Genomic DNA, 22,559 nt, shown 5'->3' on the forward strand with positions numbered 1-22,559 from the left:
ACGCGCGAAACAGAGCCTGCGGTGAGAAGTGGTCACGGCGTTTGTTCCACGACGTCGCCGCAGCGTGGCTTTGCTTTCTTGGCCAGCTTGACGAACCGGCTCCCAACGAACCGAAGGCCCATTGTGAAAAGGTCGACGACTTCATCGCCTATCAACATGATGAGCGTGGCTTGTCGGCGAGCACCCTAGCCAACCAACGCTGGCAGGTAGAGACTTTCCTCGAACATTTAGGCGTCGAAAAATCTTCGATCGCCGACATCACCGTTGCAGACGTAGACGCTTTCCTCCACGTAAAGGGTCGTGACGGGTGGTCTCGGGTGTCGGTAGCGACGAGCGCGCACGCCCTGCGGGCGTTCTTCCGCCATGCTCAGCGTCGACAATGGTGTTGCCCCGGAATCGCCGCAGCGATCGACGCGCCGCGACTGTTCAGGGAAGAAGCTTTGCCGATGGGCCCGGCATGGCCCGATGTCCAGCGGCTCCTTGAGAGCACGAGGGACAGGACCGCGCGTGACGTCCGTGACCACGCGATTCTAAAGCTGCTCACGATCTACGGACTGCGAAGCGGCGAAGTCCGCGGTCTTTGTCTCGAAGACATCGATTGGACGAGAGAGGTCATCAAGGTGACCCGGTCCAAGCAGCGCAAGACGCAATACTACCCCCTGTTGACCTCCGTCGGCGACGCTGTTGTGAGTTACCTTCAGCTGGCGCGCCCCCGCTGCCGTCGCCATGAGGTCTTCCTCACCCTCAAGGCCCCGTTCCGGCCGCTGTCGGCGGGCGCCGTGTACCATGTGGTTGCAAGCCGACTGAGCGCCCTAGGTGTGAGCTTTCAGAGGGTTGTCCATTCGGACCGGACCGAGGAGACTGGAGTTACCACGCTGCAGCACTCACCGGAGGGTCCGAATGAACATCCACAAGAATGCCCGTCTCACGCCGCTGCGTCGAGAGGAGATGGCGCTGTCGGTCATTGAGGGGCGTCTTTCCCAAGCCCATGCGGCGCGCGTCTACGGCGTGTCGGCCAAGATCGTGGCGCGCTGGGTCGAGCGCTACAAGGCCGAGGGCAGCAAAGGCATGATCGATCGTTCCTCGCGACCTGCCCGCATGCCACAGGCCACCGCCACGTCGATCGCCGAGCGTATCGTGGCGCTGCGGCGGCAGCGTTGGACCGGCAGTCACATCGCCATGGAGGTCGGCGTCTCGCCCGCCACCGTCAGCCGGGTTCTCAAGCGCGCCGGGCTGTCGCGACTCAAGGATATCGAACCGGCCGAACCGATCCGGCGCTACGAGCTCGAGCACCCCGGCGAGATGATCCATATCGACATCAAGAAGCTCGGCCGCTTCAGCCAGGTCGGCCATCGCATCACCGGCGATCCGCAAAAGGGCAAGTCGCGCGGCGCCGGCTGGGAGTTCGTCCATGTCTGCATCGACGACGCTTCCCGCATCGCCTTCTCGCAAATCCTGCCCGACGAGAAAAAAGAAAGCGCCATCGCCTTCCTCAAGGCGGCGGTTGCCTACTACGCCAGCCTCGGCGTCGCGATCGCCCGCGTCATGACCGACAACGTCCTAAGAGCGGAAGGAAATGGAGCGTGCAGTCAAGGTCTCTCTGTTCGTCAGCATGCTCTTGCTGCGTGACGTTGGTCAAGTCATCGAACCAGGCGGCTTCCACCGGCAAGGGAAAAGGTCTCGTCCATAGCAAACACAGGGTACGCACGCAGGCGGCCCTCACCGTCCTCAACACGAGCTTCTGATCCAGGCGGAAGACCCGAACATTATCTACAGGGTCATCGAAGCGATGCCCTCACGGCCCTAGCTGACAGAGGTTCTTCCACCTGGCACCCGCCCTTCAACGAAGGGCCGGTAGTCGGAACCACCTTTGACGACGGCGTGCACGACACGCGCCATCTTGGCGGTAATAGCGGTCATTGCCTTGCGGCGTAGATCGGGATTGTCGCGATCCCTCGCGATGTAGCGTTCGAACTTATGACGGAAGCCGTTCTCCCGCTGGCGGATGGCGACTTGTCCGGCGATCCACAGGGTGCGGCGCAGCCGAGCATTGCCGAATTTGGAAAGGCGGGTCTGGCCTCGATATTGGCCTGATTGCTGTGTCGAGAGGTCCAGTCCGCAGAACTTTAGGAATTGGCGATGATGACCGAAACGGCGAAGATCGCCGGCTTCGGCAATGATGGTCAATGCGTTGATCGGTCCGATGCCCGGGATTTGTCGCAGGAGTTGATAATCCTGGCTGTGCCGCAACAGCTCGTCGGCCTGCGCTTCAATCTCATTACGCTGCCGGATCAGATTGCGTGCTTCGTCAATGACCATCCGGAACATGCGAATGGCAGGCGCATCAAGCGGCAGCGGCAGTCCGATCGATGAGCGCGCCGTCTCGTAAATATCCTTTAGAATCTGTGACTTGCTGACCTTTCTGCCGACGACATCCCAAGCTGCTGTTACAAACTCCTCCTTCGTCAGCACCGTGATGCTTGCCGGCGTCGGAAAGGCATCGAGGAAGGCGAAGAACCAATCGCTGCGGCTGTTTCCTCGGAAGCGATCGATCTCGGGAAAATACAGCGGCAGGTAGTGCGTCAGGATCCGGTGCTGAATCTCGGTCTTTGCCCTGGCGATCGCCTCATGTGTCTTCGACAGTTCCTGTACATCGTTGATGCCGGCGCGCAGCGGATCGTGGTAGCGCTGCGTCGCCTGTATTCGGAGCATGTGCAGGATCACCTGCGCGTCCTTGGGGTCGTTCTTGTCCCAGCTATTGTGCAACGCTTCTCGCGTCCGCGCGAGCGCCAGAGACGACACCAGTCGAACCTCGAAACCAGCCTCAGCCAGGCGCCATGCAATCGGCCGGTGATAGTTCCCCGTCGCCTCGAAGCCACAGACCACGGGGCGACCGTACGTCTGCAGGACTTCGACCAGATGGTCGTGCTCAGCACGGTTGTTGAGGACCTGCAGACGGCGTCGGCGTTTGTGGCTTGGGTCTTCGATCAGAACTTCATTGCGAACCTTGGCGATATCGATCGCTACCAGCACCGCGCCGGCGGGTGTAGAATCTGAAGTGGTCATGGTCGGTCTCTCCGGAATGGGTTGTGAACATTCACATTCTAGAGAAACTCTGACTGGCCATGGCCGCCTCCAGCGGTGCGCGCCTGCAGCGAAAAGCTGCGCGCACCGCTGTCTCGGCCGCCGCCGCTCCTTCATTCCGCAGGTGCTACGGCTCCTGCTACAGGTCGAAGGCCTTCGCCAAGGCCTGCCGCGATCTCGGCCTCAAGCATGTCACGACAAGGCCCTATACACCCAAGACCAACGGCAAGGCCGAGCGCTTCATCCAGACAGCGCTCAGGGAGTGGGCCTACGCCATTGCCTATCCGACATCCGACCACCGCGCCGCCGAACTGCCTGTCTGGCTGCACAGATATAATTGGCATCGCCCCCACGGCAGCCTAAAGTCAAAACCACCCATCAGTCGCCTCGCCTTAACCGAGGACAACCTGTTGAGGCTCCACACCTAGGCGTTCAGTCGATGCATTTTGGCCCTCATGGACTTCGCCACGCGTGCGCCACCCACCTTGTCGCGCAAGGTCTGAGCCTGAAGGAGATCGGGGACCATCTCGGCCATCGCAGCGCCTTTGCGACCCGCACCTACGCCAGGGTCGACCTTGCCGGACTGCGCGAGGTCGGGGCGTTCGATCTGGGAGGACTGGCATGATCCTTTCAGAAATTATCGCCAGCTTTGTCGATCACCGGCAAGCCATCGGAATGCGCTTCTGCACGGAGGTGCGCACGCTCAAGTCGTTCTGTCGCTTCGTCGGCGACAGACCTCTGCCGGAGGTGACGGCCGACCGAGTGTTGGCCTTTCTGGCGGGACGCGGCCCGGTGACCCGTTTCTGGGAACGAAAGCATTCTGTTCTGGCGGGGTTCTATCGGTTCGCGATGGCCCGGGGGCATACAAACATATGGCCGTTGCCACGCGCAGTCCCCAAGCCGACGGAAGCCTTCGTTCCCTATATTTACTCCCGCGAGGAGATCGGTCGTTTACTCGACGCCGTCGTCCTGATCGACCATCCTCGCTGTCCTATTGATCCGGACACATACCGAACGCTCCTGCTTCTCCTTTACGGCGCGGGGCTTCGCCTTGGCGAGGCACTGTCCCTCACATTAGCCGACGTCGACCTCGAGGAAGGGGTCCTGTGCGTCCGCGAGAGCAAGTTTTACAAGACCAGACTGGCTCCGGTCGGCCACGACCTCGTGCGCATCTTATCCCGGCACGCTTCTCGCCGCCGCGAAGGCCAGTCTGCAGAATCCCTCTGGTTCCTCACGCGCCAGGGCGCCCCTGTGACCCTGCAACACGCTGAGAGAGTGTTCTGCCGATTACGCGTCAAAGCGAGTGTCGTGTGCGCCGGCGCCGGGCCGCGACGTCAGCCTCGCTTGCATGACCTTCGTCACAGTTTTGCAGTTCACCGCCTCCTCTCCTGGTATCGCCAAGGCGCCGACGTCCAACGGCTTCTGCCCAAGCTCTCCACCTACCTTGGCCACGTCAACATCTCGGGCACGCAGCGATACCTAACCCTAACCCCGGAACTTCTGCGTGAGGCCAGCGCGCGCTTCGAGCATTACGCCATGGAGATGCCCAATGCGTGACGAGGCGCTCCTTGGCCCCTGGATCCGGCGGTTCCTAGTCGAACACGTGGTTGCCGAACGCAATCTCGCCCGCAACACCCAGCAGGGTTACCGCGACGGCTTATGCCAGCTTCTCCCGTTCGTTGCGAAGCGGGTCGGCAAGTCTATTGATCGCCTGAATGTCGTCGATCTATCGGCCGAGCTAATCCGCGCCTTCTTGACCGATATCGAAGTGACGCGTCGATGTTCGATCGCCACCCGCAATCAACGTCTTGCCGCCGTTCGGGCATTCGCTGGCTTTGTCGGCGAGCATAGCCCCGTCCACATCGAATGGTCGGGCCAGATCCGTTCGATCCCGTTCAAGAAGACCGATCAGGCGGTCGTTCCTTACCTCGAAAAGGCGGAGATCGACGCCTTGCTCGCCGCTCCAGATCGGCGGACGGAGCAGGGTCGGCGCGACTACGCCCTGCTGCTGTTCCTCTACAACACTGGTGCGAGAGCGTCAGAGGCGGTCGGCGTCAAGGTGGCGGACCTGGACCTGAACGCCCCCAGCGTCAAAATCCATGGCAAGGGTGGCAAGCAGAGATACTGCCCATTGTGGACCGCCACCGTCATCGAGTTACGGGCACTCGTCGCTGACGGAGCCCCTTCTCGATCCGTCTTCCTCAATCGCTGCGGCCAACCCATCACTCGCTTCGGGATCCATTCCGCCGTCGAGCGTTATGGCCTCAAGGTCGTCGCCAAAATGCCGTCGTTGGCGACAAAGCGCGTAAGCCCTCACTCCATCCGCCACACCACGGCGACCCATCTCCTGCGCGCCGGCGTCGACATCAACACAGTCCGCGGATGGCTCGGGCACGTCTCGCTGGACACCACGAACGTCTATGCAGAGGTCGACTTCGAGACCAAGGCTAAGGCGCTCGAAAAATGCGAGGCGCCGAGTCTCGGCAAGATCCCAAAACGATGGCGTGATCAACCGGCGCTGATGGACTTCCTTCGGTCCCTGTAACCCTCTTTTTATGTGGCGCTCGGCATCCTCACCGGCCTGCCGCCTCTGGCCCGCGGCGGCCGACGCCACATCTCTACCGAAGCCACATTTCCCGCACCAAATGTGCTCGAACACATTTGATGCGTGAAATCCGCCCGCCCGGATCTGTGAGGGAGAAAGCCGAATGGCTGAGCTACTCGACCACGATCAGGGGAAAGCACGCAGAACAGTAACAATGCGGCTTCGTTTGTGAGTTCAAATCGCCCGGTCTCATGAAATTCGAGAGATTTGAGGCCAATCTTCGGCGTATCATTGAACAGGATATGCAGGAAAGTCCCTCCAACGTCAACTTCTTGTGTACGAAGTATAACGCATTTTTTTCGACGGACTTTAAACTTAAGTTAAAAATGTTTAATAATTTTTTCATATAACTAACGTTATTAGGTATCGTAGATGGCCGAAAAATTTGATAGGACTTGAAATTAATACCGTTGTAATAGAGAATTATACGTTAACATCCGCATATTGCTTGTAATGGTGGATTAATGTGTGCCTAAAAATCTGCCTAAAAATCTAGTGGGGCCGGCCGTTACAGGAGATAGCTAGTGGATAGAGTCTAACACTTGGTGCCCGCGTTTGACGGCGGCGATGATTTTTTCGGGGTCGGCGGTCCAAGAGAAGGGTTTGGGTTGCTGGTTGTGCTCTTGGAGGAAGCGGTTGATTGCCGCCTGGAGGTCGACGACGGAGTGGAAGACGCCTCGTTTGAGGCGACGCTTCGACAGTTTTGCGAAGAAGCCCTCGACCGCGTTGAGCCACGAGCATGAGGTCGGTGTGAAGTGGAAGGTGAAGCGCTGATGGCGGCCGAGCCAGGCACGCACCTTGGGGTGCTTGTGAGCGGCGTAGTTGTCGAGGACGACGTGGACGGCCTTGCCGGTCGGCACCTCGGCGTCGATGGCGTTGAGAAAGCGGATGAATTCCTGATGGCGATGCCGCTGCATGTTCTTGCCGATAACGGTGCCGTCGAGCACGTTGAGAGCGGCAAACAGGGTGGTCGTGCCATGCCGCTTGTAGTCGTGGGTCATGGTGCCGAGCCTGCCCTTCTTCATGGGCAGGCCGGGCTGGGTGCGGTCGAGCGCCTGGATCTGGCTCTTCTCGTCGACCGACAGCACGATGGCGTGAGCCGGCGGATCGACATAGAGGCCGACGACGTCGCGCAGTTTGTCGACGAACTGCGGATCGTTGGAGAGCTTGAACTGGCGCCAGCGGTTGGGCTGCAGCCCGTGCGCCTTCCAGATGCGACGCACCGCACTGGGGCTGATGCTGGCCGCGGCCGCCATCATGTCGGCGGTCCAGTGCGTCGTCTCGCCAGGCGGGTCCTGCAACGTCAGCGCCACCACACGCTCGGCTACTTCAGGCCCGAGAGGCGCAATGCGCGAGGGCCGCGTCTTGTCGCGCAACAGTCCTTCGAAGCCTTCCGTGGCGAAGCGCTCCTGCCAACGCCATACGCAGGTCTTGGATTTGCCGGTTTGCCGCATGATCTCGACGGTGCCCACACCGTCGCCGCTCAACAGAATGATCTCGGCGCGCCAAACATGCTTCTGCGGCGCATTGCGATCCCTGATCAGCGCGCTCAGGCGCTGGCGATCAATCGGCGAAACGGTGAGGGATATTCCTGTGCGCATGCGCCAAACTCGCATGCGCACTCGCGAAAGGGAATCCCAAGCCGGACTCTTGTGTTAAGCGGAAACCACTAGGAATGACCTACAAACCCGCGTCTGCCGCCCATGCCCAAGGCGATGTCGGCCTTAACGGGGCGCTCTCCGATTACTCCAGTGCGATGTACGACACTACGGTCTGCTACGGCGTGTTCACGCTCGGCCACGTCCGACCGGATGCGCTGCGCACGGCTCGCGTTACGCGCGCCCACCGGATTCATCATCGCAAGCACCCGCAAGAGCTATGCGGAGGCCATATCCTTTGAGGATGAGGCGGGGCGTCTGCAGGATGGGGGCGCCCTCGTGACGGCACAGTGTCTAAACGACGACAAATACATCACCGAGGAGTGCGCGCATTACTGGGTGGTTCAAGTGACCGACAAAGCCAACGCACCAACGGAGAAGCAGCTATGACCACGCTACCGCAAATCTCACTGATGAAACTCGCAGCCGATGCAACGCGACATGAAGAGCAACAGCACCTACGCACGGCCTGCGAGCAGTACGGGTTCTTCTACCTCGAGCACGGAATCCCGAAAGAACAGATCGCAGAAGCGATCGACGCTTCCCGGCGTTTCTTCGCGTTGCCGCAGGCTACGAAGGAGCGCTACGGTCACGCCTCTCAAGACGTGTACCCCGCTACCGCTCGAGGATACATTCCGTTGCACGGTGAAATGCTACATCCGGATGCCGGCCCCGATCCAAAGGAAATATTCGATCTCGGAATTGAGAAAGAGGGCGACCGGCGTCCGTTTGCCGGAATCACGCGCCTTCCGGATGATGCGGTGGCTCCTGGTTTCGCGCGGAGCCTACTTGCATTGCAAGCTACAGTGCTCAGCGAGGTTGTGCCGCAGTTGGGGGGCGCTCTGGCCGACCTGATCGGTATGGAAAAGGGCTGGTTCCGACGCCATTTCAGCCCGCCGACGGTCCTGCAGCGCGTGATCCGATATCCATCTACTGGCGGCACGGCCGGAAAGCATACCGACAGTGGGTTCTTCACGCTGCTGTTGCAGGAGGAACTCCCGACGCGCTCCTTGCAGGTGTGGTTCGGAGGGCGCTGGGTGCCGGCGCCGAGCTTGCCCGACAGTCTGGTGGTCAATCTGGGCGACATGCTTCAGGCCTTGAGCGATGACCGGTTCAAGAGTACACCGCATCAGGTGGTGCACAGTGGTCCGGCCGAACGAATTTCCCTTCCATTCTTTATCTATCCCGACATCGACGCTCGCCTGACTTCGCGACAGGGAAAGCAAACCTTCAGAGTCGAAGAAAAGATGCTGCGCAACTTCGAATTAGTCTGGGAAGAGGGGAACGGCGGCGGACGCGCGCGAGAGTTGCAGTAAGTGTTCGGCTTTTTGAAGCATGCGCAAACTATAGCTCCCACTCGGCATGTGGTGCCCCGGAAGAACTCTCCCCGGAAGCAATTCGTCGCGCGTATAGCGCGGCGAGTGCAACGCCTCGGGTGAGCCTGATACCGGCGCATTGTTTGAAATCCACACGAGATCCACGCGGTGCTTTTCAAGCAAGCTGCAGCGCCACGGCTTCCATTGTGCCGCTGTGCTAAGGCAATGATTTCGGGCGTGGGAAGTCGCCTGCATGCAGAGGAATACTTCCGGGTACGATGATAGCGGCGCAATGCCGCCACTTCGCCGCTGCGCCTCCCATAGACCGCAAGCAGCAGCGGGATCGCACGATCACGGATGTCCAACATGCGCTGCACGTCCGACCAATCCGGGGCGTACGGCAGCCTCTGTTGCTGATAGAGCCGAGGACGGCTAATTGAGGCCGCGATGTGCTCATGCACATGCCCCGCTCGGCCGCGTAGCGCAGGACTCCACGCAACGCCGACACCGTGTTGGCCACCGACACGTGGGACCATCGTCCCGTTGCCTGGTTACGAAATAAGCATCGGCGTCTTCGGGCTGAAGACTCCTCAGTTGCCGGTTCGTCTGGTCGCACCGGCGCAGGAACTTGCTAATCGCACGGGTCCATTGCTCAACCGTCGCCGGTGTGTATCCACGCTCATCGCGCATCCGCCAAGGACGCCAACGTTCGGGGGCGCGATGCAGCTGTGCGGGCCCTGAAAGAACAGTAAGCGCGAATTTCCCCGCACCTTTTGCTGTTGAGTGCTCTGATGCATGCAGGTGTCCACCGAAATAGGTGGACACCTTGTGATGGAAGAAGATGAGCAGAAACTGCGGGTGAGGCTTGTCGGTCGGGACGGGCGACGCCGATACGAGGCCGCATCGAAGGAGCGTCTTGTCTCGGCCTGCCTTGAGCCTGGCGTGTCGGTATCGAGGCTCGCGCTCGAACATGGGGTCAATGCGAACCTTCTTCGGAAGTGGATAAAGAAGCGCGCGGAGACCCAGTCCCTCCCGCCGTCCCCGCCACCTGCGTTCATCCCGGTTCAGATTGAAAGCACTTCCGATCGGGCCTTGCTGCGACAGAGCAGCATGGCTGCGGTGGATTTGCCGGAGACTTGCGATGGGGTGCGTTGGTCGGCATCGAAAAGGACAGCGCATTTGTCCTCTCCAGCCAAGGTGAGCGCGTCGCTGCCGAACGGCGTGACGTTGACGCTGGAATGCGGTGATCTGGATGCATTGACGGCGACCATCGGAGCACTGGGTCATGTTCAGACTGGGCGCTGACCTGAAAGTCTACCTGCACCGCGAGCCGATCGACTTCCGGGCCGGCATCAACAGCCTCGCGGTTCTGGTCCAAGAGACGATGGCGCTCGATCCGTTTGCTCCGGCAGTTTTTGCGTTCTGCAATCGCCGTCGCGACCGGATGAAGCTCCTGTTCTTCGATCGGTCGGGCTTTGTGCTGGTCCTGAAGCGGCTGACCGAGGACAGGTTCAGGTGGCCGCGCCGGGAGGCAGCGGTGATCACGCTTACGACCGAGCAATTGCACTGGATCCTCGATGGCATCGATATCGATGCGATGGTCCGCCATCCGGTGCGGCAATATCAGGTTGCCGGTTGAGGGCTCTCGAATTGAGCGATTGACGCGGCGGCATGCTTTCGATTCAAGAATCTGATGAATCGACCCGGCGAACCGACTGTTGAAGAGTTGATGGCGCGCATTGCTGCGCTGCAGGCGCAGAACCGTCAACTCGCCGAACGGGTCGTCAAACTCGAGGAAGAGCTGGCGCTTGCACGACTGCATCGTTTTGCGCCGAAGAGCGAAAAGCACATTGACCGCCTCTTCAATGAAGCCGAACAGGCCGCGGATGAGGATGACGCCGACAGCGAAGATGGCGATGTCGTTGTCCTGCCGGACACGGGCTTGCCGGCGACCGAAGGGGCGACGGGAAAGAAGCGCGGCCGCAAGGCCTTGCCGGAAAACCTGCCGCGCGAGCGTGTCGAGTACGACCTTCCCGACGACCAGAAGGCTTGTCCTTGCTGCCGTCATCAGATGCATCGCATGGGCGAGGCCGTTACCGAGCAGCTTCATATCGAGGTGAAGGCGAAGGTTCTGCAGAATGTGCGGTTCAAATATGCTTGCCGCCATTGTGAGCGTACCGGCATCAACACGCCGGTCGTGACCGCGCCGATGCCCGCGCAACCTTTGCCGGGCAGCATCGCCACGGCTTCGACGCTGGCCTTCGCGCTCGTTCATAAGTACGTCGACGGCACACCGCTCTACCGCCTGGCGCAGGCCTTCGAGCGCGCGGGTGTTCCTGTCAGCCGTGGCGCTCTGGGCCACTGGGTGATCGGCTCGAGCGAAAAGCATCTCTCCCGCATCTATGACGCCCTGAAGCTGCGGCTCAGATCGCAGCCCCTCATCCATGGCGACGAGACCACGGTCCAGGTGCTGAAGGAAATGGACAGAGCGGCCGCCAGCACCTCGTACATGTGGGCATACCGGAGCGGCCACGACAGTGACGAGCCGATCGTGCTGCTCGATTATCAACCGGGTCGCGGCCAGATACACCCGCAGACTTTCTTGGGCGATTACCGCGGCATCGTCATGAGCGACGGCTATTCCGCTTGGCGCACGCTGGAAGGGGCAACGCATCTTGGCTGCATGGCCCATTCGAGGCGGCGCTTCGTCGATGCCCTAAAGGCGAGGAAGAAAGGCGGCGGCCCGCCGGAACAGGCACTCCGGTTCTTCGAACAGCTCTATCGGGTTGAAAGGCAGGCGCGGAACGAAATCCCCGATGACGGCGAAACGCGAGATCACTGCATTCGCCGCTTCCGCCAGCAACATAGTGTCCCCATCCTCCAGGCTCTCAAGGCATGGCTCGACGACATCGCCCCAAAAGTCTTGCCGGACAGCAAGCTCGGCGACGCCGTGTCCTACACCCTGAACCAATGGGGATATCTGACGCGTTACACCGAGGACGGCAGCATGCCGATCGACAACAATCTTCTCGAGCGTGACATCAGGATTTTTGCAACTGGCAGGAAGAGTTGGTTGTTCAGCGATACCGTCGACGGAGCCAAGGCCAGCGCCGTCATCTACAGCCTGACGTTGACCTGCCGCGCCTGTGGCGTCGAGCCGTTAGCGTGGTTGCGCCACGTCCTCACTGAACTGCCTCAGCGCCCCGAGAACGTGGCTATCGACGATCTCCTGCCCTTCAACTTCCTCAAAGCCGCCGCAGCCTGACCCGACGCGTCCGTCTGAAAGCGATCAGTTGTTGCAAGGGCCGTCAATGTGCGGGGAAATGAGCGCTTACAAAGAATATGAAGCACCTCCCATAGACGAAGCGTCGCCTGAGCTGATGAACCACGACAGCTTTGAGCAATGGTCCTTCGCTGGCGATATCCTCGCCTTCCCGCTGCGGACCATGTCCTCCAAAGAGGCCATGGCCGACCCGGAGATCTCCCGGTTCCCGTACAAAGAGCGTCCATGCATGCCAGGGTCCTAAAAGACCGCGCCGGATTGGTGAGGCACTCGCATAGCGCACCTCCCATATTGCCTTCCGCTATGAGGACAGCATCGGCATCCGAGATAAGATCCCTTTCGCGGCTCAATGGCTGGCCTGCATGCTCCCCTACCGATGCTTCGCCGACATCCTCGCGGATGCCTGCGCACGGCTCGGGGCCGACGTGGATCGCTACTCCTTCATCGTAATGGACTTTCACCATCTACTCCTTGCCGGTCTCCCGGCGCACCCTCATGGAATCTTCACGAACTGCGCTGGGATCAGGCGAACCTTGTGCCCCAGTGCCTGCAGTCTCCGGGCGATCCATTATGATCCCGCGCACAACTCCATCCCCACGATCACAGGCGCGCTGCTGCCCGCTCAAAGAACTGCAGCAACGTATCGGGTCGAAAGCGAGCTCGCTGGACTGGCTCACCGTCGGTGTCCAAACCGACGACGTGGAAGACGTTCTTGCCGATATCAATTCCATAGACGGCCGCAGGGCGCGGCGCATTGCGTGGGGACATTGCAACCTCCTTTGGTGTGACTGCCCAGATGCTGCGGGAGGACGGAGCGGACCATCCCATTAGGGGTGACGCCCGCAGCCGAGCGGACAAGCGGAAAGCTGTCGCTCGCCTAAAGGAACCTTCGGGATGAGCGACCGCTGAGCGTAAAAAGCGATGTGCTGTCGCCGCATGACAATTCGCTACGAGACCAGCAGGCCCCAACGACCGCAAGCTTCGCGCGCGCATGAAGGCGATCGCGCAGGCCGGTTGGGATGCCGGCGTCTACTTGTGATGCTGAGGTGCGAGGGACCCGTCGTGACCACAAGGGCGAGACGACTTGTAACGCTTCTCGTGTGCACCAGAAGCTATTGTGCCGATTGTCGAGCAACGGCGCTTGCAATCTCTAGCGCGTCTAGTGGCATAGGCACCAACTCCGTCAGATCTGTTGCATGTGTTTCCAGGAATCCGGCCGCCGCGGCGGACGAAATGGACATCAGCATCGGCGGTTGAAAGGCGTAGAGTGGCAGGGACGAAAGCCGCGCGCGCTCCTCCTCAAAGCTGCTCGGCTCATAAGCGGCTCCTATCTTCTGCGCGAGATCCGGGATTGAAAATGCGGTAGCTCCCGACAACTCGTAGCAGCGGCCGGCATGGTTAGCCGGATCACCCAGCACAGCAAGCGCCGCTTCGGCCAGATCCGCTCTTGCGACTGCGGAAATCCGACCCTCGCCAAATGGCGTGGCAACCACCCCGCCGCGCGGCGCGGCGAGAGCGCCAATCAGTTCTGCATAGAGACCGTTGCGAAGGATGGTCCAGGCCATGCCGCTTGCCCGAAGCTCGCGCTCGGTCCAACGATGAGCCAGTGCAAAGCCGAGATGATCGCTAGCATAAGTGAGGCTCGTATAAACGACGTGCTTCACTCCCTGCGCACGGGCAGCAGCCAGAACGGCACCATGCCGACGCATCACGCTATCGTCTTCGGCAGAGCCAGCCGAAGTCAGGAACATGGTCTCGACTCCGGTGAAGTCAAACATTTCAGGTCTGTCGAAGTCTATGTGCCGATCAGCAGTGGTTGCTCTACTGCCGGCGAGAATCGCAATGCCCTTCTGCCGCGCCCGTGTTACGATCTGCGACGCCAACTGGCCCGAGGCTCCGGTGATGAGGATCATGGCTCTTCCCTCCATGGATTGTGGTACTTAAGGCGCTCCAAGCTTTGTCGATGAAGGCCCAGGTCATTTTTCACGGTCCCGCCGAACTTACCCGCTCCAGTCTACAACCCCGATCCACCCGTTCGAGGTTGCCAACGCACCACTATGGAAGGGTCTTCGTCAGCTTGGCCCGATACTCCTCATCCAAAATGGTGGGGAGGGATATCTTTTTGGTTCGCGCTCCGTCGACAGAGATCATTTCACCGCTGACGAAACTGGAATCCTCACTAGCCAACCACAGGACCGCATTGGCTATCTCCTTTGGAGCGCCGATTCGTCCGACCGGGTGAAGTTGACCCAACTCCCGCTCGATCAAGCTTCGGTCCGGGTGCATCTCGACGTACGCACGGTTCAGATCGGTATCGATCCAACCGGGGCATACGGTATTGCAACGGATGCCATCAGGCCCGAGATCAACGGCCAGTCCCAGCGTAAGGCCATGGACGCCGGCCTTCGTGGCCGCGTAGGCAGTATGCCATGGGTTGACCATATAGGCCTCGACGGACCCGATGTTGACGATCGTGCCTGAGCCCACGAGTCTCATCTCCGGGACCACATACTTGGCCATTAAAAACGGGCCGCGGAGATTGACCGCCATAAGCCTGTCCCAATCCTCGGCGGTCTGTTCGTCGATCGACTTATGAATGACCGTGCCGGCATTGTTGACCAGTACATCGATCCTGCCAAACTTCTCGAGGACCGCGTCAACGAATGTCCGAACCGAGACCTCTTTTGTGACGTCAAGAGATATGAAAGTGAGCCTCTCGACGCCGCCGGAATTTACGGCGTGATCGTCACGCAAGTCGCCGACGACAACCGCGGCGTCTTCATCAGCGAGCCTGTCTGCGATCGCCCGGCCAATGCCCCGATTGCCACCGGTGACAATGGCAACTTTGCCTGTTAGCCGATTACCCAAGAATTCCTCCTATCCTGCCGTGACCCCGCCATCTATTGGAATAGCAACCCCTGTGATGTGCCTAGCTTCCTCGCTCGCGAGGTAGAGCGTCAGACCTGCGATTTCTTTCGCAGTAGCAACGCGGCCCTGGGGGGTTGAATCGATGTTCATCTGGAGGACCTCGTCAATGCTAACTGGTTTGTTATGGGCCGAAACAAGCATGGGTGTATCCACAGCACCGGGGCAGACCGCATTGACGCTGATTTGCTCTTTGGCGTGATCGAGCGCCATCGCTTTTGTCAACAGAACGACGGCACCCTTTGACGCACAATAGGCAGCCAGCCCGGGACGGCCAACCAACCCCACATTCGAGGCTATGTTGACAATGCTGCCGCCGCCGGTTTTCCTCATAGCCTTCACGGCAGCGCGGCTGAAGTAGAAAACACCGCTGACATTGGCGTCGAATGTCTGACGCCAATCATCGTCCGTGGTTTCGGGGACGCTTCTACGCCGGATAATCCCGGCGCTGTTCACCAACACGCTAACCTTTCCGAACCGCTCTACGCTGGAATTAATCACCTGGTCGGCGAAGGAGGAGTCAGCCACATCGCCTAGCATCAATTCGGCCTGACAATTGAATTTCTGAACCGACTCCAACGCTCTTTGGCCCCGCTCTCGATCGCGGCCGACCAAAACCAGTGACGCCCCTGTCGCGGCGAAGGCCTCTACGACAGCCTCCCCTATCCCCGACGTTGCCCCAGTAACGATAACTACTTTCTTGGAATGCGTCATGGTAATGATTGCCCATTAGAAATAATGAGGTCTAGTGGTAGAAGGCTGGCCAGCAAGATACCGAACGCGGTGTCAGTTTTACAAACGCTTCGGTTAGTCGTGGCGCACCTCTCACCATCACAACCTCCCGCCGAAATAGTCGAAACGATCGTCGCCATCTCCCTCCTAACCATGCTGGCGGTTCAACCGCAGCCGCCAAGATGATCCTTGTCCGCTCCGAGTTTCTCGCTCAAAGCTGCTTAAACCTGCTCTGTTGTGCCGGAATGCATCGCCGATCGAAGGTCTGCAAACGAACTGCCGTCGAAGATCTGACCAAGGTTCTTTGCGACGAAATCGGAAGCGCTGTTCTCACCTTGACGCAACTCGCCGCAATTGTTGAGGCCAGTGGTTACGAGAAGTGCGTCGAGCCCTGCAGCCTTTGCGCCCTTGATATCGGTATCAACCTGATCGCCGATCATCAAAAGACGATCGGTACCTGCCCGAGCGATGCATTCTTCGAAAATCGCTCTTCCTGGCTTGCCCATGATCTCTACTGAGATTGGAGGAGCACCGAAGGGCGCCAGTCCAGCTTGAAGCATTGGTCCTATTATACCTGGTCCAAAGACGAGTGTGCCATTCTTGCCAGGATAAATGATGTCCGCGTTTGCCGCTATCATACGGGGCATTTCGCCCGTCTCGATCAGTCTGCGTCGAAAAGTGGACAGGAGGTGATCGGCCGCCCGTTTAAAATTGAAACCTTCGTCATCGAGCACTACGAGCGTCTCGAATGTCTCGACCGTGTCAGCGCAATGGAGATTTGGATGCTTGCCGAAGATATCGTGCGCAGCGTGTGCGCTGCCCAGATACGAAACTACCCGCCCGGCCGCCAGCTCTTCGAGTACGCGATGTCGCGCAACACCTCCCGCGGACACGATACGGTCGACCGCCGGAATCGGAAGTCCCGCACCGCGGAGACGTTCTAATATCGTTTCCTCCGACCCACTGCTGATATTCGTCACGATGTAGTATGGCTGACCGGACGTATTAAGTCGGGCCAAGATATCAGCAGCGCCAGGCAGGGCTTCATTTTGGCTGATCAGGACCCCGGTCGCGTCGAAAAGTATCGCGTCATAGCAATCTGCCAGTGTCCGGGGAGGCGGGCTTTCGGGGGCCGCGGTATGAGGACGCGCCGACTCCGTCCTTGGCTGAACCGCGCGCGCCTTAGGGGGCGGAAAGTAGCCGTGACGCACGACCCCCGCTTCGGGTGGTATGCTGGCCGCGCACGTCTCACTATACGCCCAGGCCAGCCACTCGCATAAGAACGCCAAGTCATCTGCCTCGACCGTAGGCCCCGCCCATATCCGAAATCCCGGCGGCGCGTCACCGTAGCTCCAAATGTCAAAAGCCGCGCCTTCGGCTTCGAGTAGACGGATCATCTCAGCAACGATTTTGCCGTCGTCCTCTTTCTCGCCGGCAGCGTGCTGCTCTCGCACAAGCCGAAGAGTAATTGAACAGGTGGAGCGTGCTGCCGGATTGGTGCAAGTCCAATCGATCCAGGGAGTAGAGTTCACCCAGTCGTCCATCACAGCATAATTATTGGCAACCCTTTTCAGAAGTGCTGGTAGTCCACCGCACGCTTCGGCCCAGTCGAGCGCAGAGTGGATATCCTCGACGGCGAACATGCTGGGGGTTGAGATCGTGCGGCCGCCAAAGAACGCCTTGTTTACAGATCCGTCGGCGTTGTGCAGTCTCATGAGCCTGGCTACGGGCTTACGTCCGCTCGCTTTCAACCGTGCCTGGGCCCGAGGCGAGAGTGCGATCATGCCATGGCCGCCTTCGCCCCCAAGCGCCTTCTGCCATGACCAGCACAGAACATCGATCCGATCGTAGTCGATGGGACTCGTAAAAGCTGCCGAGACGGCATCCGCGATCACAAGCCCGGCACGGTCAGGAAGAATCCAGTCAAGATCCGGTGGACAGACGCCGCTGTTGGTGCCGTTTAGCACTAAAACGATGTCGTGAGTGGGGTCGATCCCGCTCGTGCTCGGAAAATCTCCGAAAGCACAAATGTGCCGGCTTTGGGGGGCAAGCCCTAACGTATCGATCTCATTTGCCCAATACTGCGAGAAGTTGTCTGACAAGAATGTCTCGACTGGAAACGGGCCAAGCAGATTTTGTAAGGCCATGCTGCAGGCTCCAGTGCCTGAACCGGGCACGATTCCGCAGAGCCAGCTATCAGGCAGTTCTAGCAAAGAGGCCATGCGCCTGATTACTTCTCCAAGCCTTTCTGCTCCCTCGGGGCTCCGGTGACTCCGTCCAACATAGCGCAGCATAGTTGGGTGCACGTTCCAACCGGGATGTTTACGGCAAGGGCCTGATGAAAACCGTGGATCGGACGGGAGGGCCGATGGTTTTGCTACCGCGTTTGGCAGGGTCATGGCTTCCTCCAAGTTGGGAAAAAGAGGCACCTCGACAGAGATGTCTGCGATCAGGCGATGTCCGCCATCAGCGCCGACAGCTTTTCATCGGCAAAACTCGTCCGTTCATCTGCGCGAAGATTCGAAAGGCGCCTGATAATCGCTGCGTCAGACCAAGCCCCGCCTTCACAAAGCTTTTGAACATAGGACGGATGGATGAAGTTTGCGCCCGCGAATTGATATGCCGCGCTGCTGCCCCAGCCATACCGTTTGCGCAGCGGATCGAAGTGACGCAAGACGTGCTCGATGAGTGCCCGTTCCGTGGATGTTTCGAGGTGAGTGAAAAGCGGTAGGAGCTGCTCACTAGCCGTATTTCCTGCGCCCCGGCCCATGCCGCCCATGGTGCAGTCTATCCAGGTCGCTCCCGCCGTCGCGGCGGCCACTGAATTGACCAGAGCATATCCGCGGTTGTCATGGCCATGGAATCCAATGTCAGGCTCAATTCGGTCCGCAAACCGGCTGATCAATTCCTGAACGCGGGTCGGCTTCATAGAGCCAAAGGAATCGGCAATATAAAGCACATCGATGGTGTCGATCTGCGTTACCTCCTTCAGGCACATTTCAACTTCTGCAGCATTTGCGGCATCGAGCTGCATGAGATTCAAAAACACACGGAAGCCCCTGCGAGACAACTCAGCGAAAATGTTCCGGTAGGCGGCCAAGTTGCTGTAATGCGCCGCCACTCGGATGGTCGTGATATGCCCTGGCTCTAGTCCCTCTGTCAGGCGGGTCACGGCAAGGGCTACAGGCAGTTCGCTCGCAAGCACATCCTTGGCATCGATCATGACGCAAGCCTTGATCAGGAGACCGGCAGCCACCTGTTGGGCCTTAGAACTCGTCACACTGGCGAAATATCCGTGGCTCTCAGGCTTTCCGGCGAGCCCCAGCTCAACCATGCGCACTGGGAGAGTGTTGATAGTAGCGACATAGTCAGACACCAGCTCCGGCGCGAAATCCCAATTTGTGTAGTAGCCACCGTCGCGCAAAGTGCAATCTAGGAAGTTCACTTCGTCTGGCATTGTGTTTACCATTACCCATCCTCCTCCAAATACCGCCACAACATCGAAGCATGCTGCATCAGCTCGCGGCATAGCCCCCATCGACATAAAGAATCTCGCCTGTTACGAACGATGCTGCTGGGCTCGCGAGGAAAATGTAAGGCCCAAAATACTCGGACAGATCGCCGCGGCGTCGCATCGGAGTGAGTTCCATTGCGCGGCGCTGATAAGGGGTATCGAGATTAGGATGCACTCCATCCATGAAGTTGTTGATGAACCCAGGTGCGACGGCGTTCACACGAATACCCTTATCAGCCCATTCTACCGCCATGGTACGCGTCAATTGATTGACGCCCCCCTTGCTCGCAGCATAGACAGCCAAGCCCGGTATGCCGAGGGAACTGGCGATCGAAGAAGTCATGATGATGCTGCCGCCGCCTTGTTCCAGCATTGCCTGGGCGGCAAACTTCGCACAATAATAATAGCCCCGCAGATTGGTATCGACGACCTCGTCCCATTCCGGCTCTTCATATGACTGCGCTGGCTTAATGATGTCGATACCTGCGTTGCAGACCATCACATCGATCTGCCCGAACCGGTCGACCGTGCCACCGATCAAAGCTTTGCAATCGTCGTGCGACCGCACATTAGCGCGGATAGCCGTCACGTCGATTCCTTGGCCCGCAAGTTCGGCCTCTGCTTCGGTCAGCTCTTCAACATTGTGCGAGGAAAGGACTATCTTCGCGCCCAATCGTCCAAAGCAGGCGGCGAGCGACTTCCCTAGACCGCGGCTCGAGCCTGAAATGCAGACCACCTTGCCATCGACTCCGAAGAGCTCTTGGTATCCTTCTGCACCAGTCGCATAATTATGAGCTGTATCTGACATAGAGATTACCCAATCCAGCTATGAATACACGCATGTGCGATTGAACGGCCGAGATCGATGACGGCTCTGTTTGCGTTGGCTTCGTTCATGCGATGGCTCCTAGTGCGATGAATGGTTCAGACGGTTGCACTCAGCCCACCATCGATGACGATCAGAGCGCCGCTGACATAGGCCGCGCGGGCGCTGGCCAAGAATGCAGCAACTGCTGCGAATTCCGAGGGATCGCCAAGGCGTCGGGCCGGGGTCCTATCCTCGAGCGCACGGATGGCTTCGGCGTGGTCGCCGAGGCGATTGGCTTCGTGAATCGCGGTGCTGTGTGCTCCAGGAGCAAGCACGTTTACCGTGATGCTCTCCCCCGACAATTCTTGTACGAGCGTGTGGCAGTAAGGCACTAGCCCTGCTCGTGCGACACCCGACAGCGCGAAATGTACCGGAGTCCGTACAATAGCCTCGGAAGCGAGCATCAATATTCGCCCCGCCGGCGAGCGCCGCAGATGCGGCAAGGCGGCCGTAACCAGATTGATCGAAGGTAAAAGCACTCGGTCAAACGCATCGTCGAAGTCCTTGGGCGTCATGGCCGAGGGTGGCCCGGCAGAAACGCCGCCGCAATTCGTCACCAAGATGTCGATACACCGAAAATGCTCTGCTGTTTCGGCAACCCAAGCTGCTGCATCCGCGCAGTCAGTCACATCGGTCGCGCGCGCCACCACTTCGGCGCCTTTGCCGCGTAACCGATCCACTGCTCTTTCTAGCCGCCCCGAATCCCGCCCACAGATGGACAAGCGGCAGCCTTCGTTAGCCAGTTCCTCGGCTGTGGCCAAACCTAGGCCGCTGGAGGCGGCCGCGACTATTGCCACCTTGCCGTTAAGCCCTAAATCCATTCTCTTATGCACCCTTCTTGGCACCGTTGCAGATAGCCAAGCATGTGTCGTGCCAAAACGAAAAATCCGCTTAAAACAACATGATAGCCCTGCTGAAAAAACGTCGGTTTTGCTCTTACGTCGGATTCGCTACATTTGTGTCTCATGCACGCCGATACGGCCTCCGACGCTGAAGACAGCGTTGGGTAAGCAGCTTAAGTTCTTGCTGAGGCGAGTTATGCTAAGAGTCATGGGATTTGACCGATGTGGGCCCACTCTCGGCCTTCGACAGCTATGAGGCATCATCGCTGCCGCATGCTTAGCAGCAACTGCTCGCTGTTTTAGATGTCAATCACTTCAATCGGGACGCCTCGGTGTCGGCAAATGGAAGCGCGAGAGCAGCGCCGATGCCGAGCGCCGGGCAAATTGCGCCGAACAGGTAGGCGCTTTTGTAGCGCTGGTCAGCCGGTTGGCAGAGCCGCGTTCCACGCCTTGCCCATTGCCGCACGATCCCGTTCTTCTGACCAATTCTGGCTTCGCCCTGGAACCACAGCTCCACTTTCGTTCGAGTGGAAGGTCGCAAAGATGTGCCTTCAATTCCTCGACGAACGTGGGCGTCCGGTGCCGGATGCAGCGGACGTGCGCTGACGTGCGAAAAGCCGAGCCTGTGCAGCAGGATTCCGACAAAGCGCTTGTGGCAGTCCACGCCGAAGCGATTCCCTGATGACGCACTTCAGATCGACGCGCCGCCAGCGCACGACACCAGTACGGTCCGGACTTTTGCGGCCAGGTCGGCTTGCTGTTCAGGCGGCAGACGACGGCGGACCAAGCGACCATTGATCGACAAGACCTTCGGGACCTGCTGCGCGCAGTATCAGCCAGATCGGCCCGAACGCATCTGTGGAGGCAATGGTGACATCTGGGATCGACCGCCGCGTTTAATCGTCGCGAGGACATCGCACGTCTTGGAAAAAATGCTTTCCAGCACAGTGTAAAGGTCTTTGCCAGGGGCGGTAAGAACGACGTCCGCTCCCAGTACCATAAACAGGGGAACGCCGAGCTCGTCTTCAATGACTTTGATCTGCCAACGGATATCTCCCACTGTCAGGTTTAGCTGGCAAGCCGCAATCTTGAACGAGAGATGGCGTGCCAATGCCTCGAATACCTCAATGGCACTGAGGAACGGGAGACCATGATAGGGATGATCCATTGAACACTCCAATCAGATCAGCAGTCGCGAACCGTATCCACGTCGTCCCCTGGCCCATAAAGGACTGTCGCCAAGGCTGCACGCGTCTAAGTTGAGAGGCTGGTTACCCACTCCCGGCCTCCCTGACATCACTGCGGGGCTGTCAGCTTTGAGCCAGCAAGTTGCGTGCCGACTACTGCATTGTTCTGAATCGCATCACTCGTCCCAACCGATAGTCGAGCCCGGCCGGCCGTTTTGTCGGGCTTCCAACACTCTTGTCTAGTTTCGGACAAAAAGGTTTGTGGATCGACATGCGCGCGTATCGTCATGTTAACGAGGTGCAACCCGGTCACCGTTTCCTGCGGAAGATGAACTTTATGTAAATACGGATATTTCGACGTTGTAACTTAACGTAATATAAAATTCTCAAAAAACAGGTTTTTGTTCCGGCATCCGCTGTTACAGTCACTCTTGAGAATGCCAGATCGACTCTTTCTGCTAACCGTCTTAGGAATGTCGATGGCTTATCGTGGAAAGCGTCGATAGGACCGGCAGAATCAGGTCAAGAATTGCTGACAAACCCCG

The 22,559-nt window shown here is 59.1% G+C and carries 18 protein-coding genes and 5 pseudogenes; 11 read left to right on the forward strand and 12 right to left on the reverse strand.

Annotation, left to right across the window (positions count from 1 at the left end):
- The first annotated feature begins 41 nt into the window (after positions 1 to 41).
- Together NKL04_RS20200 and NKL04_RS20205 are read left to right on the forward strand one after the other, a co-directional pair.
- Positions 42 to 968, forward strand: a complete 927-nt coding sequence (locus tag NKL04_RS20200; RefSeq protein WP_023703140.1) for a tyrosine-type recombinase/integrase — start codon at positions 42 to 44, stop codon at positions 966 to 968.
- Positions 901 to 1,587: pseudogene (locus tag NKL04_RS20205) on the forward strand (leucine zipper domain-containing protein); the annotation flags it as partial. The gene NKL04_RS20200 and the pseudogene NKL04_RS20205, both read left to right, overlap by 68 nt.
- 191 nt (positions 1,588 to 1,778) lie before the next feature.
- Here the strand turns inward: NKL04_RS20205 and NKL04_RS20210 are convergent.
- A pseudogene (locus NKL04_RS20210) lies at positions 1,779 to 3,066 on the reverse strand (IS110 family RNA-guided transposase).
- Between the two features lie 149 nt (positions 3,067 to 3,215).
- Between NKL04_RS20210 and NKL04_RS20215 the strand changes: the two are divergent.
- The 4 genes and pseudogenes from NKL04_RS20215 to NKL04_RS20230 form a co-directional block, all read left to right on the forward strand.
- Positions 3,216 to 3,512: pseudogene (locus tag NKL04_RS20215) on the forward strand (integrase core domain-containing protein); the annotation flags it as partial.
- Between the two features lie 11 nt (positions 3,513 to 3,523).
- The gene (locus NKL04_RS20220) at positions 3,524 to 3,709 is read left to right on the forward strand and encodes a tyrosine-type recombinase/integrase (RefSeq protein WP_023703304.1); all 186 of its coding nucleotides are present in this window, start codon (positions 3,524 to 3,526) and stop codon (positions 3,707 to 3,709) included.
- Positions 3,706 to 4,641, forward strand: a complete 936-nt coding sequence (locus NKL04_RS20225) for a tyrosine-type recombinase/integrase (RefSeq protein WP_023703303.1) — start codon at positions 3,706 to 3,708, stop codon at positions 4,639 to 4,641. The genes NKL04_RS20220 and NKL04_RS20225 overlap by 4 nt, the downstream gene beginning before the upstream one ends.
- Positions 4,634 to 5,629, forward strand: a complete 996-nt coding sequence (locus NKL04_RS20230) for a tyrosine-type recombinase/integrase (protein WP_023703302.1) — start codon at positions 4,634 to 4,636, stop codon at positions 5,627 to 5,629. The genes NKL04_RS20225 and NKL04_RS20230 overlap by 8 nt, the downstream gene beginning before the upstream one ends.
- Positions 5,630 to 6,210: 581 nt before the next feature.
- Here the strand turns inward: NKL04_RS20230 and NKL04_RS20235 are convergent.
- The gene (locus tag NKL04_RS20235; RefSeq protein ID WP_023703300.1) at positions 6,211 to 7,290 is read right to left on the reverse strand and encodes an IS630 family transposase; all 1,080 of its coding nucleotides are present in this window, start codon (positions 7,288 to 7,290) and stop codon (positions 6,211 to 6,213) included.
- Positions 7,291 to 7,364: 74 nt separating this feature from the next.
- Between NKL04_RS20235 and NKL04_RS20240 the strand changes: the two genes are divergently transcribed.
- From NKL04_RS20240 to tnpC, 5 genes are all read left to right on the forward strand, one after another.
- A complete protein-coding gene (locus NKL04_RS20240; protein WP_245271496.1) occupies positions 7,365 to 7,589 on the forward strand; it encodes a hypothetical protein in 225 nt (74 codons plus the stop codon).
- A 144-nt stretch (positions 7,590 to 7,733) separates the two neighbouring features.
- Complete coding sequence (locus NKL04_RS20245) at positions 7,734 to 8,663, forward strand: 2-oxoglutarate and iron-dependent oxygenase domain-containing protein (RefSeq protein ID WP_031210036.1); 930 nt, start codon at positions 7,734 to 7,736, stop codon at positions 8,661 to 8,663.
- 831 nt (positions 8,664 to 9,494) lie between these two features.
- Positions 9,495 to 9,968: an IS66-like element accessory protein TnpA gene (gene tnpA, locus NKL04_RS20250; protein ID WP_023700916.1), complete on the forward strand. Its 474-nt coding sequence runs from the start codon at positions 9,495 to 9,497 to the stop codon at positions 9,966 to 9,968.
- Entirely contained in the window at positions 9,949 to 10,302 is a 354-nt protein-coding gene (gene tnpB / locus NKL04_RS20255) for an IS66 family insertion sequence element accessory protein TnpB (protein ID WP_023700917.1), read from the forward strand. The genes tnpA and tnpB overlap by 20 nt, the downstream gene beginning before the upstream one ends.
- Positions 10,303 to 10,356: 54 nt before the next feature.
- Positions 10,357 to 11,928 carry an IS66 family transposase gene (gene tnpC, locus NKL04_RS20260; protein WP_023700918.1) on the forward strand — a complete coding sequence of 524 codons (1,572 nt, stop codon included), beginning with the start codon at positions 10,357 to 10,359 and terminating at the stop codon, positions 11,926 to 11,928.
- 520 nt (positions 11,929 to 12,448) lie between these two features.
- On the opposite strand, the pseudogene NKL04_RS32140 reads toward tnpC, so the two are convergent.
- From NKL04_RS32140 to NKL04_RS20310, 10 genes and pseudogenes are all read right to left on the reverse strand, one after another.
- Positions 12,449 to 12,714 (reverse strand): annotated as a pseudogene (locus tag NKL04_RS32140) (IS110 family transposase); the annotation flags it as partial.
- 344 nt (positions 12,715 to 13,058) lie between these two features.
- The gene (locus NKL04_RS20270) at positions 13,059 to 13,859 is read right to left on the reverse strand and encodes an NAD(P)H-binding protein (RefSeq protein WP_031210022.1); all 801 of its coding nucleotides are present in this window, start codon (positions 13,857 to 13,859) and stop codon (positions 13,059 to 13,061) included.
- A gap of 142 nt (positions 13,860 to 14,001) precedes the next feature.
- Complete coding sequence (locus NKL04_RS20275) at positions 14,002 to 14,814, reverse strand: SDR family NAD(P)-dependent oxidoreductase (RefSeq protein ID WP_023703287.1); 813 nt, start codon at positions 14,812 to 14,814, stop codon at positions 14,002 to 14,004.
- A 9-nt stretch (positions 14,815 to 14,823) separates the two neighbouring features.
- The gene (locus tag NKL04_RS20280) at positions 14,824 to 15,585 is read right to left on the reverse strand and encodes an SDR family NAD(P)-dependent oxidoreductase (protein ID WP_023703288.1); all 762 of its coding nucleotides are present in this window, start codon (positions 15,583 to 15,585) and stop codon (positions 14,824 to 14,826) included.
- 239 nt (positions 15,586 to 15,824) lie between these two features.
- Positions 15,825 to 17,750 (reverse strand): HAD-IA family hydrolase, encoded by a 1,926-nt coding sequence (locus NKL04_RS20285; RefSeq protein ID WP_023703289.1) that lies wholly within the window; start codon positions 17,748 to 17,750, stop codon positions 15,825 to 15,827.
- A gap of 302 nt (positions 17,751 to 18,052) precedes the next feature.
- On the reverse strand, positions 18,053 to 19,060 hold the full coding sequence (locus tag NKL04_RS20290) for a hydroxymethylglutaryl-CoA lyase-like TIM-barrel protein (protein WP_023703290.1): 1,008 nt from the start codon (positions 19,058 to 19,060) through the stop codon (positions 18,053 to 18,055).
- Between the two features lie 58 nt (positions 19,061 to 19,118).
- The gene (locus tag NKL04_RS20295) at positions 19,119 to 19,925 is read right to left on the reverse strand and encodes an SDR family NAD(P)-dependent oxidoreductase (RefSeq protein WP_023703231.1); all 807 of its coding nucleotides are present in this window, start codon (positions 19,923 to 19,925) and stop codon (positions 19,119 to 19,121) included.
- A gap of 116 nt (positions 19,926 to 20,041) precedes the next feature.
- Positions 20,042 to 20,806 carry an SDR family NAD(P)-dependent oxidoreductase gene (locus NKL04_RS20300; RefSeq protein WP_352724301.1) on the reverse strand — a complete coding sequence of 255 codons (765 nt, stop codon included), beginning with the start codon at positions 20,804 to 20,806 and terminating at the stop codon, positions 20,042 to 20,044.
- Positions 20,807 to 21,143: 337 nt separating this feature from the next.
- Positions 21,144 to 21,651 (reverse strand): annotated as a pseudogene (locus tag NKL04_RS20305) (winged helix-turn-helix domain-containing protein); the annotation flags it as partial.
- A gap of 8 nt (positions 21,652 to 21,659) precedes the next feature.
- Positions 21,660 to 21,995, reverse strand: a complete 336-nt coding sequence (locus tag NKL04_RS20310; protein ID WP_023703052.1) for a LysR family transcriptional regulator — start codon at positions 21,993 to 21,995, stop codon at positions 21,660 to 21,662.
- Between the last annotated feature and the right edge of the window lie 564 nt (positions 21,996 to 22,559).

Source organism: Mesorhizobium sp. C264A, from assembly GCF_040324515.1.
Lineage (GTDB): Bacteria > Pseudomonadota > Alphaproteobacteria > Rhizobiales > Rhizobiaceae > Mesorhizobium.

What these genes read in the sequence shown, in the direction of transcription:
- NKL04_RS20220 (WP_023703304.1), top strand. Translation starts at nt 3,524, where the DNA reads ATGCATTTTGGCCCTCATGGACTTCGCCACGCGTGCGCCACCCACCTT.
- NKL04_RS20225 (WP_023703303.1), top strand. Translation starts at nt 3,706, where the DNA reads ATGATCCTTTCAGAAATTATCGCCAGCTTTGTCGATCACCGGCAAGCC.
- NKL04_RS20230 (WP_023703302.1), top strand. Translation starts at nt 4,634, where the DNA reads ATGCGTGACGAGGCGCTCCTTGGCCCCTGGATCCGGCGGTTCCTAGTC.
- NKL04_RS20235 (WP_023703300.1), bottom strand. Translation starts at nt 7,290, where the DNA reads ATGCGCACAGGAATATCCCTCACCGTTTCGCCGATTGATCGCCAGCGC.
- NKL04_RS20240 (WP_245271496.1), top strand. Translation starts at nt 7,365, where the DNA reads ATGACCTACAAACCCGCGTCTGCCGCCCATGCCCAAGGCGATGTCGGC.
- NKL04_RS20245 (WP_031210036.1), top strand. Translation starts at nt 7,734, where the DNA reads ATGACCACGCTACCGCAAATCTCACTGATGAAACTCGCAGCCGATGCA.
- tnpA (WP_023700916.1), top strand. Translation starts at nt 9,495, where the DNA reads ATGGAAGAAGATGAGCAGAAACTGCGGGTGAGGCTTGTCGGTCGGGAC.
- tnpB (WP_023700917.1), top strand. Translation starts at nt 9,949, where the DNA reads ATGTTCAGACTGGGCGCTGACCTGAAAGTCTACCTGCACCGCGAGCCG.
- tnpC (WP_023700918.1), top strand. Translation starts at nt 10,357, where the DNA reads ATGAATCGACCCGGCGAACCGACTGTTGAAGAGTTGATGGCGCGCATT.
- NKL04_RS20270 (WP_031210022.1), bottom strand. Translation starts at nt 13,859, where the DNA reads ATGATCCTCATCACCGGAGCCTCGGGCCAGTTGGCGTCGCAGATCGTA.
- NKL04_RS20280 (WP_023703288.1), bottom strand. Translation starts at nt 15,585, where the DNA reads ATGACGCATTCCAAGAAAGTAGTTATCGTTACTGGGGCAACGTCGGGG.
- NKL04_RS20285 (WP_023703289.1), bottom strand. Translation starts at nt 17,750, where the DNA reads ATGGCCTTACAAAATCTGCTTGGCCCGTTTCCAGTCGAGACATTCTTG.
- NKL04_RS20290 (WP_023703290.1), bottom strand. Translation starts at nt 19,060, where the DNA reads ATGCCAGACGAAGTGAACTTCCTAGATTGCACTTTGCGCGACGGTGGC.
- NKL04_RS20295 (WP_023703231.1), bottom strand. Translation starts at nt 19,925, where the DNA reads ATGTCAGATACAGCTCATAATTATGCGACTGGTGCAGAAGGATACCAA.
- NKL04_RS20300 (WP_352724301.1), bottom strand. Translation starts at nt 20,806, where the DNA reads ATGGATTTAGGGCTTAACGGCAAGGTGGCAATAGTCGCGGCCGCCTCC.
- NKL04_RS20310 (WP_023703052.1), bottom strand. Translation starts at nt 21,995, where the DNA reads ATGGATCATCCCTATCATGGTCTCCCGTTCCTCAGTGCCATTGAGGTA.